The organism is Kitasatospora sp. NPDC127035, assembly GCF_042726075.1.
Taxonomy (GTDB): domain Bacteria; phylum Actinomycetota; class Actinomycetes; order Streptomycetales; family Streptomycetaceae; genus Kitasatospora.
On sequence record NZ_JBHXDN010000026.1, the window covers coordinates 37,611 to 53,455 of the forward strand.

The following is a 15,845-nucleotide window of genomic DNA, read 5'->3' on the forward strand; positions in this document are numbered from 1 at the left end:
GGCGCCGGCGGCGGCCCCCGGCGGCCCCCCCCGGCGGCCCCCCCCCCCCCCCCCCGGGCCGCCCCCCGCGCGGCCCCGGGGGGCCCCGCCGCCCGCCCCGCCCGCCCCCACCTCTGCGCGAACCCCTCCGGGGCCGGCACGTCTTCAGGCGGACCCGGTACCGGCCCGCCGCCGCAGCAGCCAGAAGCCACCGACGCCGCCGGCGATCAGCAGCGCGCCACCCGCGAGCTCCAGCGGGTCGGCCGCCACCGAGCCGCCGAGGCCGGTCTTCACCGCGCCGTGCGGGGCGACCTGCTGGCTGCCCGCGCCGGACTGACCGAGCGACCCGGCCCACTCGCCGGCCGCCTCGCTCCACCCGCCCAGACCCGAGGGCGTGGACCCGGCGCCGGAGGACGAGACCGTCACGGTGGTCACGGTGACGGTGGTGGCGAAGGCCCCGCCGTCCGGACAGGTGCCGTCGACCTTGCTGTCGCCGCTGTGCTTGCCCGCCAGCCGGGCGGAGCCGGTGTGCTTGCCGTCCGAACCGAGCGTGAGGGTGGCCGGCCCGCCCTCGAAGGCCGGGGAGTTGGCGGTGATGGTCTTGGCTTCGGGCTTGTCGGACTTCTCGCAGGAGACCGTGACCGTCACGGTCTGGCCCGGTGCGGCCTGGGTCGGGCTGACCGTGGCGGCGCCGTCCTTGGCCAGCGCGGTGGGAGCCGTCAGGCCGGTCAGCACCGCTGCGCCGATCAGGGCGGCGGCGGCCGTACGCGTGGGGCGCATGCCGGAACCTCCGGGATTCTCGGGCGCAGCCGCGGACTCGGATGTCCACGTGATCGAACAACTACACCCAGTTACTCACCGACGGTAGGCACCTCTCCCCCGCCCGGCCACCGCTCGGAGCCGTTCGAGCGACCGGCCGTCACCCACCGTGACTTAGAGGTCGAGGTCCACGACGACCGGGGCGTGGTCCGACGTGCCCTTGCCCTTGCGGGCCTCGCGGTCGACGTAGCTGTCGGTGACGGCGTCGACGAAGGGCTTGTTGGCGTAGGTGAGGTCGATCCGCATGCCGCGGTTCTTCGGGAAGGCCAGCTGCCGGTAGTCCCAGTAGGTGTAGGGGTGGTCGTACTTGAGCGGGCGGGGCACCACGTCGTGCAGGCCGGCCTCGCCGAGGGCGGCCAGCGCGGCCCGCTCGGCGGGGGTGACGTGGGTCAGGCCCTCGAAGGCGGCGACGTCGAAGACGTCCTCGTCGGCCGGGGCGATGTTGAAGTCGCCGAGGACGGCGAACGGGCGGCTGCCGGCCGCGTCCTCCAGCGAGGCCTGGCGCAGCGCCTCCAGCCACTCCAGCTTGTACCGGTAGTGGGCGTGGTCGACCTCGCGGCCGTTGGGCACGTAGACCGACCAGACCCGGACCGGCCCGCAGGTGGCGGCGACGGCGCGCGGCTCGACGTCGGGCAGCAGCGCGTCGTCGGCGAGGTAGCCGGGCTGGCCGGGGAGGTCCCGGACGACGTCCTCCAGGCCGATCCGGGAGACGATCGCCACGCCGTTCCACCGGCCGGTGCCGTGCGCGGCCGTCTCGTAGCCCAGCTCGCGGACCGGCTCGTACGGGAACGCGTCGGCGGCGCACTTGAGCTCCTGGAGGCAGAGCACGTCGGGCTTGGCGCTCTCCAGCCATTCGAGGAGCTTGGGCAGCCGCGCGGTGACGGAGTTGATGTTCCAGGTGGCGATGCGGACGGTCACGGCGGGCGGCCTTCCCGATGGCGGTACGGACGAGGGGTGGACGCCCTGGCAGGCGTCCACCCCGAATCTACCGAACGGCACCGACAATCCGGCCCGGCCGCAGGGCCCGGGCCCTGGTCGGGCTCTGGTCGGGCCCGGGTCGGGGGGCAGGTCAGGGAGCGGGGCGGACCACCGCCGCCGAACCGCCGCCGCGCCGCACCGGTTCGGCGGCCGCGACCCAGCGGCCGTCCGGCAGCCGCTCGACGCCGGTCGCGGCGCCGATCTCCGGCGTGCTCGCGAAGACGTGACCGAGCGCCTCCAGCCGGGCCCGCTCGGGCAGGGCCAGGAAGGCCGGCTCGGCCTGGGTGGCGGCCGTGTTGCGCTGGCTGGCCCGCGGTGCGGCGATCGCCTGCTCCAGGCTCAGCCCCCGGTCGAGGCGACCGAGCAGCACCTGGAGGGTGGTGGTGATGATGGTCGCACCGCCGGGCGATCCGACCGCCAGCACGGGCTCGCCGTCGCGCAGCACGATGGTCGGCGAGAGCGAGGAACGCGGGCGCTTGCCGGGGCCCGGCAGGTTGGGGTCGGGAACGCCGGGGACGAGCGGCGTGAAGTTGAAGTCGGTCAGCTCGTTGTTGAGCAGGAAGCCGCGGCCGGGGACGGTGATGCCGCTGCCGCCGGTCTGCTCCAGGGTCAGGGTGTAGGAGACGACGTTGCCCCAGCGGTCGGCCACGGTGAGGTGGCTGGTGCTCAGACCCTCGTACGGCTCGGCGGTGGGCGCCACGCCCTCGCTCGCGCAGTCGGCGGGGTGACGCGGGTCGCCGGGCGGGAGCGGGCTGGTGAGGGCGCGGTCGGGGCTGATCAGGCAGGCGCGCGAGGCGGCGTAGCGCGCGGAGAGCAGCTCCCGCACCGGGACGTCGTTGAACGCCGGGTCCCCGACCCAGCGGTTGCGGTCGGCGAAGGCGATCCGCGTGGAGTCCAGGAAGTGGTGGTAGTACTGCGTGGCGTCGTAGTCGCCGACCTCGCCGTCCTCCAGGATGCCGAGGGACTCGCCGACGGTGGTGCCGCCGGAGCTGGACGGGGCGATCGAGTAGAGGTCGTAGTCCCGGTAGGAGACGTGGGTGGGCTGCTGCCGGCGGACCTGGTAGCCGGCCAGGTCCACGGCGTCCACCTTGCCGGGCCTGGCGACGCGGCCGGAGGCGGGGTCGACCGGCGGGTGCTGGACGGTGCGGACGATGTCGGCCGCGAGGTCTCCCTGGTAGAGCGCCTTGACGCCCTCCCGGCCGAGCTGCGCGTACGTGGCGGCGAGGTCGGGGTTGCGGAACGTCGAGCCGACGACCGGGAGGCCGCCGCCGGGCAGGAAGAGCTTCGCGGTGTCCGGGAAGTCCTTGAACCGGGCCTGGTTGAGGGCGGTCTGGTCCTGGAACGTCTGGTCGACGGTGAAGCCCTGCTCGGCGATCCGCCGGGCGGGTGCGAGCGCCTCGGCGAAGGGGCGCTTGCCCCAGAGCCGGACGGCGGTCTCCCAGGTGGCCGGGGAGCCGGGCACGCCGACGGAGAGGCCGCTGGTGACGGCGTCGGCGAACGGCAGCGGCTTGCCGTCCTCCAGGAACAGGGACGCGTCGGCGGTCCGGGAGGCGGTCTCCCGGCCGTCGATGGTGTGCACCCGGCCGGTGTCGTGGTCGTAGTAGACGAAGTACCCGCCGCCGCCGATCCCGGCCGAGTACGGCTCGGTGACGCCGAGCGCCGCGGCGACGGCCACGGCGGCGTCCACCGCGTTCCCGCCCTTGCGCAGGACTTCGATCCCGGCGGCCGTGGCGTCGGCGTCCACACTGGCCACCGCCCCGCCCCGGCCCACGGCCTCGGGCACCTTGGCCGGTGTCGCCGACGGCGGCCCGGCCGCCCCGGCAGGGCCGGCGACCGAGCACACCAGGGCGGTGGCAAGCAGCAACGGCGGGGCGATTCGAGCCAGCGCTCTCATCCGAACTCCTCCTGAATAGGCGTCAACTCCGTTGTTTCACAGGAGCCATGACCCCGACAACAGGGCCACGGCGCTACCAACGGGTAGTTGACGCGCGGCGGCCGGCCCGGAGGAGACGGACGGGCACGCTTCGGCTCCGGTCCGCCGGAACGAACGGGCAGCCGCCCGTGCGGCCGGTGGCCGGCGCGCGTACCCGTCGAATCCCGGCACGAAGGGCGCGGCCCCTCCGTGCACCCGGCCCCGCCGCCGCCGCTCCCCGGCGCCGCCCGTCCTGCCCCGCGCCCCTGGTGGCATCGGCGCGGGGCGCACGTCGGCCGGAGGGACCACCACGACGGGCGGAGGCTCCACCACCCCGGGCAGTTCCTCGGCCGGCTGACGCGTCCCTGCGGGGCGCTCCCTGCGCAGGAAGTCGGCCGGGCCGACTTCCTGTGCTCCGGCCCTCCGCCCGGCCGCCTTGCAGGGCCTACGGGAGGGTGCGTTCGACCCGGCGCCGCTTGATGGTGCGGAAGCGTCGGGCGACCTGGCGGGCGAGGTCGGCGGCGCCGACCAGGCCCGCCTCGTTGCCGAGCGCGGCGTGCACGATGGTCGCCTCCGGGCGGAAGCCGCGGCCGGTCAGGGCGCGGCGGAAGGTGTCCCGCGCGGGGCCGAGGAGGAGGTCACCGGCCTCGGAGACGCCGCCGCCGATGACGAAGCGGCCCGGGTCGAGGGCCGCGGCCAGATTGGCGATGCCGACCCCGAGCCAGGTGCCGACCTCGTAGAGCAGTTCGGTGGCGGTCGGGTCGCCGGCCCGCGCGGCCTCGGTCACCAGCGGGCCGGTGATGCCCTCGATCACGCCGCCGGCCCGCGCCAGCAGCGGCTGGACCACCGGGGACTCCTCGACCACCAGCTCGCGGGCGTCGCGGACCAACGCGTTGCCCGAGGAGTACTGCTCCCAGCAGCCCCGGTTGCCGCACGGGCACCGGTGACCGCCGGGCACCACCTGCATGTGCCCGAACTCGCCCGCCAGCCCGTACCTGCCCCGGTCGACGAAGCCGTCGCGGACGACGGCGCCGCCGATGCCGGTCCCCAGGGTGAGCATCACCATGTGGTCCTCGCCCCGGCCGGCGCCGAACCGCCACTCGGCCCAGGCGGCGGCGTTGGCGTCGTTCTCGACGATCACCGGGAACCGCAGCCGTTCGCTGAGCGCCTGCTGGAGCGGCTCGTTGCGCCAGTTCAGGTGCGGGGCGAAGAGCACCGTGGCCCGGTCGGCGTCCACCCAGCCGGCCGCACCGATGCCGACCGCGTGGACGTCGTGCCGGTCGGCGAGCCGGAGCACCAGCTCGACGATGACGTCCTCGACCACCCGGGGGCTCTTGGACTTGTCCGGGGTGTCCGTGCGCAGCTTCTCCAGCACCTTGCCCTCGCCGTCGACCACGCCGGCGACGACCTTGGTGCCGCCGATGTCGACGCCGATGGTCGGCAGCCTCAGCAGGCCGGCGGGCAGGGAGCGGCGGCGGCGTTCGGCGCGCGGGCCGAGGCCGAGCAGGGTGGGCAGGACCGGAGGCCGGGTGGTGCCTTGGGGGCTGGTCACGGCTGCGGGCGCTCCTCGGCTGAGTCGGTGGACGCGGGATCGGCGGACGCGGGGCGGGGGGACCGCGGGTCGCCGGGCGCGGGATCGGCGGCCGGGCCGGGGGCGGTGGGCCGGGCCAGCTCGTGGGAGAGCTCGGCGAGGTCGGAGCCGCCGGCCATCTCGGTGGTGAGCTGTTCGAGGCCGATCTCCGCCCTGGCGTGGCTGCCGGCCATCCGACCGCGCCTGAGCAGGGTGAAGTGGTCACCGACCAGGTACGCGTGGTGCGGGTTGTGGGTGATCAGCACCACGCCGAGACCGGCGTCCCGGGCGGCGGTGACGTACTTGAGCACCACTCCGGACTGCTTGACGCCGAGCGCGGCGGTCGGCTCGTCCAGGATGAGCACCCTGGCGCCGAAGTGCACGGCGCGGGCGATCGCCACGCACTGGCGCTGGCCGCCGGAGAGGGTGCCGATCGGCCGGTCGACGTCGGGCAGGTCGATGCCCATGTCGGCGAGCGCGCTCCGGGTGGTGGCGCGCATGCCGTCGGCGTCCAGCCGCAGCCCGCCCCAGCGCTTGTAGCCCTGCTCGGAGCCGAGGAAGAAGTTCCGCCAGACGGGCATCAGGGGCACCACGGCGAGGTCCTGGTAGACGGTGGCGATGCCGCGGTCGAGGGCCTGGCGCGGCGAGTCGAAGCGGACCTCCTCGCCGCCCACCGTGAGGGTGCCCGCGTCGTGCCGGTGCAGCCCGGCGATGATCTTGATCAGCGTGGACTTCCCGGCACCGTTGTCACCGAGCACGCAGCTGATCTCGCCGGACCGCAGGGTCAGCGAGACGTCCTCCAGCGCACGGACCGTGCCGTACGTCTTGCCGACGCCTTCGAGGGCGAGCAGCTCGGTGCCCGGGGCGGGCGCCGTCGTCGTGTCAGGCGCGGTCATCGCGGCCCCCGTTCGGCACGGCGCTTCACCCAGGAGTTGAGCAGGGCCGCGAGCAGCAGCATCCCGCCGAGGAAGAACTTGAACCAGTCCGGGTTCCACTGGGCGTAGATGATGCCCTTACTGGCCATGCCGAAGATCAGCGCGCCGAGCGCGGAGCCGGCCACCGAGCCGTAGCCGCCGGTGATCAGGCAGCCCCCGATGACGGCCGCGACGATGTAGATCAGCTCGTTGCCGACGCCCTCGCCGGACTGCACGGTGTCGAAGGAGAACAGCAGGTGCTGGCCGAGCACCCAGGCGCCGAAGCCGACGAACAGGTAGAGCACGGTCTTCGTGCGGGCGACCGGGACGCCGACCGCGCGGGCCGCGTCCGCGTCGCCGCCGACCGCGAACACCCAGTTGCCGAAGCGGGTGCGCAGCAGTACCCAGCTGCCGACGAGCAGCAGGCCGAGCCACCACCAGACGGTGGCCTTGATCGTCAGGCCGCCCACCGTCACCTCGGAGGCGAACAGCCAGCGGCAGGAGGCGAAGCCCTCCATGTCGGAGATCGGCTTGGTGGAGACGGTGCCGGAGACCAGCTTGGTGACGCCGAGGTTGGCGCCGGTGAGCATCAGGAAGGTGCCGAGCGTGACGATGAAGCTCGGCAGCTTGGTGCGGGCCAGCATCCAGCCGTTGAACAGGCCGACGGAGAGCGTCACTCCCAGGGAGACCAGCACGCCCACCCAGGTCACCGCGGTGAGCTGGTAGGAGACCATCGAGGAGGTGAGCGCGGCGGTGGTGACCAGCACGCCGGCGGACAGGTCGAACTCGCCGCCGATCATCAGCAGCGAGACCGGCACGGCCATGATCCCGATGGTGGAGGCCGCGTACAGCACGGTGCCCAGCGAGGAGACCCGCAGGAACGGTTCGGCGACCGCGGCGAAGACCAGGAAGACCGCGGCGGCGGCGATCAGCGCGCCCAGTTCGGGCCGGGCGGCCAGCCTGCGCAGCGCCGCCGGGCGGTCCTGGGCCAGGACGTCCGGGGTGCTCAACGCGTCCCCCTCGCCACGTACTCGGCGAGCGCGTCGGCGTTCTCCCGGGTGAGGATCTGCGGGCCGGTGGCGACCGGCTTGCCCCCGCCGAGCATGTCGAGGTTGGAGCGGTAGAGCCAGAGCAGGTCGACGCCCTCGTAGCCCTGGAGGTAGGGCTGCTGGTCGACGGCGAAGCCGACGGAGCCGGACTTGAGGCCGGACACCACCTGGGTGCCCAGGTCGAAGGTGTCGAGCTCGACCTGGCGGCGGGCGTCCTGGACGGCCTGCAGGCCGGTGGCGGCCATCGGGCCGGAGAGGGTGAGCACGGTGTCGATGCCCTGGTCGGACTGGAGCTTGGCGGAGATCGCCGCGCGGGCGTCCGGCATGTTGACGCCGTCCACGTAGAGCACCTGGAACGGGCCGCCGGACTTGGCCTGGGCACCGGAGCAGCGCTGTTCCTGCCCCACGTTGCCCTGCTCGTGGATCACGCAGAGGACGTTCTTGCGGCCGCGGGCGGCCAGCTCGGCGCCGGCGGCCTGGCCGGCGGTGGACTCGTCCTGGCCGATGTGGGTGAGCGCGCCGAACCGGGCGGAGTACTCCTGGCCCGAATTGATGGTGATCACCGGGATGCCGGCGGCCTTGGCCTTGCCGAGCACGTCGGCCATCGCCTCGCCCTTGGCGAGCGTGACCAGCAGGCCGTCGACCCGCTGGTCGATGGCGGCCTGGACGAGCTGGACCTGGTTCTGGGTCTGCGCGTCGTTGGAGTACAGGAAGGTGATGTTGTCCTTGGCGGCGGCCTGCTCGGCGCCCTTGCGCACGGTGTCCCAGAAGGCGTCGCCGGCGCCCGCGTGGGTCACCATGGCCACCTTCCAGCGGGGGGTGGTGACGGCGCCGCCGGCGGCCGAGGCCTGGGCGCGGGCCTGCTCGGCGCGTCTGCCTCCGGTGCTGCTGCAGCCGGCGACGGCGACCAGGAGGGCCAGGACGGCGCAGGCGGGCAGGAGCCGGCGGAGGGGACCAGTGCGGGTTGTGCTCATCCCCCTAGTCTCGCTGCCCGGCGGACGCGGCTTCGCACCGCCTCGCCCGGCGACCGGATCCGTACGGGCGGTATCGTGCCCTGCGGGGGATTCCTGGGAGTCCGCTGGACGCGACGTCCGGGCAGAGGCTGCCAGGGTGGCAGACTAGGGCGGGCCCGAAAAGGGAGCAGCGCGTAAACGTGATGTTCCTCTCAGGTTTCGCACAGATTCGGACGGCAACCGATCCCCGTTTCAGGCCGTCTGATGCCATTGAGGTGGCGTTCCGGGCGAGTGGGGCCCGGGCGGCTTCCAACCCGGATACGAGAACTTCATGCAACTGACAGGTACGCCATTCTTCATCTGCACGGTCATTCTCGTGCCGATCTCCATCGCGGTGGCGATGCTGCTCTGGGGCAAGGTCCGAGGGCCGCAGCCGGTGCGTGTCCTGTCCAGGCTCGCGATGCTCGTGTTCTGCCAGGTCACGGCCGTGATCATGGTCTTCGTCATGGTCAACAACGCCAACCTGATCTACGGCAGCTGGGACGACCTGCTCGGCACCGGCAAGCACGTCCGGGCGGTGCCCGCCGTCCCGCCGGCCGACCCGGGCGCGGCGAACGGCACCGGGCCGGCCCCGACCCCCGGGGCCACCGGCGCACCGGCGGGCGGCGGGGACGCCAAGCCGCCGGCCACCAAGGTCCAGCAGGCCTTCCGCGGCGTCGACGACCCGAAGGTGCCGGGCGACGTCCAGAAGACCGACCTCAAGGGCCAGCTCTCCGGCGTCGACGGCGAGGTGCTGGTCTGGCTGCCGCCGCAGTACAACGACCCGGCGTTCAAGGACAAGAAGTTCCCGGTGGTCGAGCTGATCCCCGGCTACCCGGGCTCCTCCTCCACCTGGTACGGCACGCTGAAGGTCTCCGAGCAGCTCAAGCCGCTGATGCAGCAGGGCAAGGTGGCGCCGTTCATCCTGGTCTCGCCGCGCACGCTGCTGCTGGGCAACCGCACCGACGCGGGGTGCACCGACATCCCGGGCAAGGTCAACGCGGACACCTGGCTGACCCGCGACGTCCCGCAGATGATCCTGGACAACTTCCGGGCCGACCCGTCCGCCGACCGCTGGGCGATCGCCGGGTACTCGGCCGGCGCGCACTGCGCCTCCAAGCTCTCGCTGGCCCACCCCAACCGCTACCGGGCGGGGATCAGCCTCTCCGGCTACAACGACCCGGCGACCGAGAAGGACTCGCTGGTCGGCAAGGACCCGGCGCTGCGCGAGGCCAACAACCCGGTCACCATCGTCAAGCACGCCGCCCAGCCGCCGAAGGTGGCGCTCTACGTCTCCGGCAACAAGGGCGACGGCTTCGAGGACGGCCAGGCCATCGCGGCGGCGGCGAAGGCGCCGACCACCGTCCAGGCGGTCGAGACCACCGGCCCGCACTCCAGCGACGTCTGGAAGGACATGGTGCCGGGCGTCTTCGAGTGGCTGACCGGCGTCATCCCGGTCCAGTAGCCCCCCGACGGGTCACGGTCCGCCCGGCGGACACGACGGACACCCGGACACGGCTGACACGACGAACACGCGGTCATGGCGAGGCCCCCGGAGCACGGTGCTCCGGGGGCCTCGTCCGTCCGGGCGGCGGCCGGCCCGGTCAGGCCAGTTCGAGGGCCAGGTAGAAGTCCACCCGGTCCTCCAGCCGGGACAGGTCGCGGCCCGTCAACTCCTCGATCCGGCCGATCCGGTAGCGAAGCGTGTTGACGTGGACGTGGAGCTGCGCGGCGCACCGCGTCCACGAGCCGTCCGACCGGAGGAACGCCTCCAGGGTGCGGACCAGGTCGGCCTGGTGCTCGATGTCGTAGGCGATCACCGTGTCCAGCAGCCGGCTGCGGAACGCCCGGCGGACCTCGTCCGGGACGGCGGCCAGCAGCAGCACGTGCGAGGCGAGTTCCTCCGGCCCGGCCACGCAGACCCGGCCGACCCGGGCGGCGGCGATCCGGCGGGCGTGCCGGGCCTCCTCCAGTGCGCCGCGCAGGCCGCCCGCCTCGGAGGCCGGGGCGGAGACGCCGAGGGTGATCCGGCCCTCCGAGCCGAGCCCGGCGTCCAGCGGGGCGAGCAGTTCGCGCAGGGTCTCGGCGGGCACCGCGCTCTCCAGGGCGGGCATCACCACCACCGCGCCGGTGCCGGCCCCGGCGACCAGCGCGCGCTCGGTGGTGCCGTTGAGAGCTTCCTCCAGGATCGCGCGCACCGCGCCCTCCGGCAGGCCGGTGCCCTCGGCGCTGAGCACCAGCCAGGAGCCGTCCGGCGCCTGCGGCCCGGGCTCGGGGCTCTCGTAGCGGGCGGCCATCGCCGAGGACGCGTACAGGGTGCGGCTGATCTCCGCCGGGTCGGCGTCCCGCTGGAGCAGGGTCAGCACCTCGTCGGCGAGGCGGCGGCGCAGCCGGCGCCCCTCGTCCCGGCGGTGCCGCTCGGCGGCGACCAGCCGGGCCAGGTTCTCGGCGAGCTGCTGGCGCTTGCCGGTCCATTCGGTGACGTCACCGGCCACCACCAGCACCCAGTCGGCGAGCGGCGCCTGCGTCTCGGGGGCGACGGGCGCCGGCAGCAACGAGTACGGGCCGACGGCCAGCCGGGCCCGGTGCGGCGGGCGGCGGCGCTGGCGCTGCGCGGCCAGATGGGCGCGGACCAACTGGTCGCGGTCCGCCGCGGGGAGCCGGTCCGCGGGGCCGGCGATCACCGCGCCGGTCGGGGTGAGCACCCAGCAGTCGAGGTCGAGGTCCCCGCCGAGCAGGTCGAGGACGGCGTCCAGGCCGCCGCCGCCCGCGGCGGAGACCAGCAGCCGGTGCCGGTCGACCAGGGCCGACAGGTCGGCGGCCCGGTCCGCGGAGACCTGGCGGCCGACGAACTCGGTGACGGTGCCGAAGGCGATGTCGTCGGGTACGGCCAGCAGTGGCATCCGGTGCCGCCGACAGGCTTCCACCAGGTCCTCGGGGACCGGCCCGACCTCGGCCTCGCCCGCCGCCAGGGCGACCGCCCCGCCCGCCACGATCGTCCGTACGAACCGCTCGGAGTCGGCCGGTCCGGTGCGCCAGAGCATGCCGGTGAGGACCAGCTCGCCGCCGTGCAGGTACCGGCCCGGGTCGTGCAGGTCGGTCGTCATCACACCGCTGACCTGCCGGTCCAGCTCGTCCTCGGCCGCGAGCAGGCGCAGGCGCGGGGCGCCGGGGGCGAGCAGATCACGGACACGCATCCGCGGGCTCCTAACGGGCTGGGGGTGGGGAACGGGACCGGGCGTCCGGTCCGGGGTGACAGTGTGCCCGAACACGCGTGCTCGGTGTTACGTCCCAACGGGTGCCCGGATCACGGGGTCGCGGCTCGGAAATCACGGCCGGATCACGGTCGTGGGTGGCACTCGGCGCACGGCTGGGCTGCGACGTCGTTCTCCTTAGAGGAACGTACAGGATGCCGGGCGGGACCACAGCCGGGGCTTCATGCCATCGGTGACTGCCAGTGGGCCCCGTCACAGCGGTTCACTGGCCACACGCCGCCGGACACACTCCGGTGACCGGGGCCCGACGCGGAGGGAACGACGCGGCGAGCACGGCCCGAACACACGGTCCGGGCACTGTGCCCACCCGTCCGGCCGGAAACGACTTGAGGAGACACCCGCATGGAGTTCCTTCGGCCCGCCACCTGGGACGAGGCGCTCGCGGCGAAGGCCGAGTACCCGGCCGCGCTGCCCATCTCGGGCGGCACGGACGTCATGGTCGAGATGAACTTCGACGTGCACCGGCCACCCGCGATTCTCGACCTGAACCGCGTCACCGAGCTCACCGAGTGGACCGACGACGGCGAGGTCGTCCGGCTCGGCGCAGCCGTCCCCTACAGCCGCATCATCGACGAGCTGTCCGGCCCGCTGCCGGGTCTCGCACTCGCCGCCCACACCGTCGGCTCGCCGCAGATCCGCAACCGGGGCGGCGTGGGCGGGAACCTCGGCGCGGCCTCGCCGGCCGGCGACTCCCACCCGGCGCTGCTGGCCGCCGGCCGCGACGTGTTCGTCGAGGCGGCCTCGGTGCGCGGCACCCGGCTGATCCCGATCGACGACTTCTACGTGGGGGTGAAGCGCAACTGCCTGGAGGCCGACGAGCTGATCCGCGCCGTGCGGATCCCGGTCGCGGACGGCCCCCAGCAGTTCTCGAAGATCGGCACCCGCAACGCGATGGTGATCGCGGTCTGCGCGTTCGGCTTCGCCCTGCACCCGGGGACCGGCACCGTCGGGACCGGGATCGGCTCGGCCGCCCCCACGCCGCGCCGCGCCGTCGAGGCCGAGGAGTACCTGCGGGACGTGCTCGCCGAACGCGGCCTCTGGGAGACCGGCGAGCTGCTGGGCGCCGAGGTCGTCCAGCGGTTCGGCGAGCTGGTCAAGGGCGCCGCCTCCCCGATCGACGACGTCCGGGGCACCGCCGACTACCGGCGGCACGCGCTCGCCGTGATGGCGCGGCGCACCCTCACCTGGACCTGGAACGACTACCGCAAGCAGATCAGGAGCGCGGCATGAGGGTCACTTTCACCGCCAACGGCCGGCCGGTCGAGGCCGACGACGTCTGGGAGGGCGAGAGCCTGCTCTACGTGCTGCGCGAGCGGGTCGGCCTGCCCGGTTCGAAGAACGCCTGCGAGCAGGGCGAGTGCGGTTCCTGCACGGTCTACCTGGACGGGGTGCCGGTCTGTTCCTGTCTGGTCGCGGCCGGCCAGGTGCAGGACCGCGAGGTGCGCACCGTCGAGGGGCTCGGTGGCGAGGACGGCGAGCTGGGCCTGGTCCAGCAGGCGTTCGTCGACGCCGGCGCCGTCCAGTGCGGCTTCTGCACCCCCGGCCTGCTGGTGCAGACGGACGCGCTGCTGGAGGAGGACGCGCAGCCGTCCGACTCCGACATCCGGGAGGCGCTGTCGGGCAACCTGTGCCGCTGCACCGGCTACGAGAAGATCATGGACGCGGTGCGGCTGGCGTCCGCCCGCAAGTGCGCGGGTAAGGCGGTCGCGGAATGACCACGCGTTCGAGCGCGCGGAACGCCGCGCGCAGCATCCAGGGGCAGAAGAACCTCCAGGACATCCGGCAGTCCAGCAAGGACGGCATCGGCGGCTCGCCGCTGCGTCCCGACGGCACGCTGAAGGTGCGCGGCGAGTTCGCGTACTCCTCGGACCTCTGGCACGAGGACATGCTCTGGGGCACGGCGCTGCGCTCGCCGCACCCCCGGGCCACCATCCTGAGCGTGGACGTCTCCGAGGCGCTCACCGTGCCCGGCGTCTACGCGGTCCTCACCCACGAGGACATCCCCGGCACCAAGTACTACGGACTGGAGATCGCCGACCAGCCGGCGCTGGCGATCGACAAGATCCGCTACCACGGCGAGGCGATCGCGCTGGTCGCGGCCGACCACCCGGAGACCGCCCGGCGCGCGATGAAGAAGATCAAGGTCGAGTACGAGGTGCTCACCCCGATCGTCACCGAGGAGCAGTGCCTCGACCCGGAGACGCACGGCTACGTGCACGAGCCGCACGAGTACAAGTCGCACGCCCACGGCAACATCTGCCACGAGCAGCGGCTGGTCTCCGGCCGCGGCGTGACCGACGAGGTGCGGGCGCTCGCCGACGTCGTCGTCACCGGCACGTACGAGGTCGGCATGCAGGACCAGGCCTTCCTCGGCCCGGAGTCCGGGCTGGCCGTGCCCGCCGAGGACGGCGGCATCGACCTCTACGTCGCCACCCAGTGGCTGCACGTGGACCGCCAGCAGATCGCGCCGGTGCTCGGCCTGCCGGAGGAGAAGGTCCGGCTCACCCTGGCGGGCGTCGGCGGTGCCTTCGGCGGTCGCGAGGACCTCTCGATGCAGATCCACGCCTGCCTGCTGGCCCAGCGCACCGACAAGCCGGTCAAGATCGTCTACGCCCGGGACGAGTCCTTCTTCGGCCACGTCCACCGCCACCCGGCGAGGATGTTCTACGAGCACGGCGCCACCCGCGACGGCAAGCTGGTCTACGCCGACGCCCGGATCGTGCTCGACGGCGGCGCGTACGCCTCCGCCTCGCCCGCCGTGGTCGGCAACGCGGCCTCGCTCGGACACGGCCCGTACGTGATCCCGAACGTGCGGATGCACGCCGTCGCGCTGTACAGCAACAACCCGTCCTGCGGGGCGATGCGCGGCTTCGGCGCCGTCCAGGCCGCGTTCGGCTACGAGACCCAGATGGACCGGCTCGCCGCCGAACTCGGCATGGACCCGGTCGAACTCCGGCAGCTCAACGCGGTGCAGCAGGGCGACCTGATGCCCACCGGCCAGGAGATCGACGCGCCCGCGCCGGTCGCCGAACTGCTCCGGCGGGTCAAGGACATGCCGCTGCCCCCGCCGCTCGACCTCGACGACCTGGACGTCCGGCAGCTGCCCGGCGCGCTCTCCAACACCTCGCACGGCGAGGGCATCGTGCGCGGCGTCGGCTACTCCGTCGGCATCAAGAACGTCGGCTTCTCCGAGGGCTTCGACGACTACTCGACCGCCCGGGTGCGGCTGGAGGTGATCGGCGGCGAGCCGGTCGCCCTGGTGCACACCGCGATGGCCGAGGTCGGCCAGGGCGGCGTCACCGTGCACGCGCAGATCGCCCGCACCGAGCTCGGCGTCGAGCAGGTCACCATCCAGCCGGCCAACACCGAGGTCGGCTCGGCCGGTTCGACCTCGGCCTCGCGGCAGACCTACATGACCGGCGGCGCCGTCAAACTCGCCGCCGAGGCGGTCCGGCACGCACTGATCGAGAAGGGCCGGGGCCGCTACGGCTGGTCCCAGAACGACATCACGCTGGTCGGCGGCAAGGTGGTCTCGGCGTCGGCCGGCCCGCTGGTCTCCATGGTCGACCTGCTCGGCGACGAGGCGATCGACCTCACCCGGGAACACCACCACCGGCCGACCGTGCCGTTCGACAAGGAGACCGGGCAGGGTTTCGGCCACGTCCAGTACACCTTCTGCGCGAACCGCGCGGTGGTCGACGTGGACATCGAGCTGGGCCTGGTCAAGGTGGTCGAGCTGACCGCCGTCCAGGACGTCGGCAAGGCCCTCAATCCGCTCTCCGTGGTCGGCCAGATCCAGGGCGGCTGCACCCAGGCGCTCGGACTGGCCGTGATGGAGGAGATCATCGTGAAGGACGGGAAGGTGCGCAACGCCTCCTTCACCGACTACCTGATCCCGACCATCCTCGACACCCCGCCGATCCCGGTCGAGATCCTCGAACTCCCCGACCCCAACGCGCCGTACGGGCTGCGCGGAGTGGGTGAGGCGCCGACCGTCTCGGCGACGCCGTCCATCGTGGCCGCCATCCGCAACGCCACCGGCCTGGCGCTCCACCGGATCCCGGTCCGGCCCGAGCACCTGACCACCGAACGGCCCGGGGCGCTGTAGCCACCGGACCCGAGGACCTCCCCGGGGCGGCGACCGTCTTCCCCGCCGCCCCGGGGCCGCACCACCGGCACGTCACCGAACCACCGCACCCCTGCGCCCTCGCACCCTCGCGTCACCGCACCCTCGCGTCACCGCAGCACGGACCGCCGCCTCCCACGCCGGGGCTCGGCGGCGGCCCGGACCACCCGCGCACCAGTGAGTCGAAACGTCCCCCTGTGCCACAGCTTCGTTGACTGGCTGTCAGGTCGG

General features: G+C 73.6%; 12 protein-coding genes. 4 read left to right on the forward strand and 8 right to left on the reverse strand.

Annotated elements, in window-relative coordinates:
• Window positions 1-144: 144 nt before the first annotated feature.
• The 7 genes from ACFWIC_RS19425 to ACFWIC_RS19455 form a co-directional block, all read right to left on the reverse strand.
• Window positions 145-759, reverse strand: a complete 615-nt coding sequence (locus tag ACFWIC_RS19425; RefSeq protein WP_329948884.1) for a hypothetical protein — start codon at window positions 757-759, stop codon at window positions 145-147.
• 153 nt (window positions 760-912) lie between these two features.
• On the reverse strand, window positions 913-1,716 hold the full coding sequence (locus ACFWIC_RS19430) for an exodeoxyribonuclease III (RefSeq protein ID WP_329880456.1): 804 nt from the start codon (window positions 1,714-1,716) through the stop codon (window positions 913-915).
• 151 nt (window positions 1,717-1,867) lie between these two features.
• Window positions 1,868-3,670, reverse strand: coding sequence for a gamma-glutamyltransferase (gene ggt, locus ACFWIC_RS19435; RefSeq protein WP_380519550.1), 1,803 nt, complete (start codon window positions 3,668-3,670; stop codon window positions 1,868-1,870).
• A 463-nt stretch (window positions 3,671-4,133) separates the two neighbouring features.
• On the reverse strand, window positions 4,134-5,240 hold the full coding sequence (locus ACFWIC_RS19440) for an ROK family glucokinase (protein WP_380519551.1): 1,107 nt from the start codon (window positions 5,238-5,240) through the stop codon (window positions 4,134-4,136).
• Window positions 5,237-6,154, reverse strand: a complete 918-nt coding sequence (locus tag ACFWIC_RS19445; protein ID WP_380519552.1) for an ATP-binding cassette domain-containing protein — start codon at window positions 6,152-6,154, stop codon at window positions 5,237-5,239. The genes ACFWIC_RS19440 and ACFWIC_RS19445 overlap by 4 nt, the downstream gene beginning before the upstream one ends.
• Window positions 6,151-7,182 (reverse strand): ABC transporter permease, encoded by a 1,032-nt coding sequence (locus tag ACFWIC_RS19450; RefSeq protein WP_380353299.1) that lies wholly within the window; start codon window positions 7,180-7,182, stop codon window positions 6,151-6,153. The genes ACFWIC_RS19445 and ACFWIC_RS19450 overlap by 4 nt, the downstream gene beginning before the upstream one ends.
• Complete coding sequence (locus ACFWIC_RS19455; RefSeq protein WP_329948888.1) at window positions 7,179-8,195, reverse strand: substrate-binding domain-containing protein; 1,017 nt, start codon at window positions 8,193-8,195, stop codon at window positions 7,179-7,181. Before ACFWIC_RS19455 ends, ACFWIC_RS19450 begins: the two co-directional genes overlap by 4 nt.
• A 355-nt stretch (window positions 8,196-8,550) precedes the next feature.
• Between ACFWIC_RS19455 and ACFWIC_RS19460 the strand changes: the two genes are divergently transcribed.
• The gene (locus ACFWIC_RS19460) at window positions 8,551-9,678 is read left to right on the forward strand and encodes an alpha/beta hydrolase-fold protein (RefSeq protein WP_329948889.1); all 1,128 of its coding nucleotides are present in this window, start codon (window positions 8,551-8,553) and stop codon (window positions 9,676-9,678) included.
• A gap of 139 nt (window positions 9,679-9,817) precedes the next feature.
• Here ACFWIC_RS19460 and ACFWIC_RS19465 read toward each other — a convergent pair whose 3' ends face one another.
• Window positions 9,818-11,410 carry a PucR family transcriptional regulator gene (locus ACFWIC_RS19465; RefSeq protein ID WP_380519553.1) on the reverse strand — a complete coding sequence of 531 codons (1,593 nt, stop codon included), beginning with the start codon at window positions 11,408-11,410 and terminating at the stop codon, window positions 9,818-9,820.
• 420 nt (window positions 11,411-11,830) lie between these two features.
• On the opposite strand from ACFWIC_RS19465, the gene ACFWIC_RS19470 reads away from it, so the two are divergent.
• Genes ACFWIC_RS19470 through pucD form a run of 3 tightly spaced genes read left to right on the forward strand, consistent with a single transcriptional unit; the run spans window position 11,831 to window position 15,596 of the window.
• Window positions 11,831-12,718, forward strand: coding sequence for an FAD binding domain-containing protein (locus ACFWIC_RS19470; RefSeq protein WP_329948891.1), 888 nt, complete (start codon window positions 11,831-11,833; stop codon window positions 12,716-12,718).
• Entirely contained in the window at window positions 12,715-13,203 is a 489-nt protein-coding gene (locus ACFWIC_RS19475; protein ID WP_329880469.1) for a (2Fe-2S)-binding protein, read from the forward strand. The genes ACFWIC_RS19470 and ACFWIC_RS19475 overlap by 4 nt, the downstream gene beginning before the upstream one ends.
• Window positions 13,200-15,596 carry a xanthine dehydrogenase subunit D gene (gene pucD / locus ACFWIC_RS19480; RefSeq protein ID WP_380353306.1) on the forward strand — a complete coding sequence of 799 codons (2,397 nt, stop codon included), beginning with the start codon at window positions 13,200-13,202 and terminating at the stop codon, window positions 15,594-15,596. Before ACFWIC_RS19475 ends, pucD begins: the two co-directional genes overlap by 4 nt.
• Window positions 15,597-15,845 lie beyond the last annotated feature (249 nt).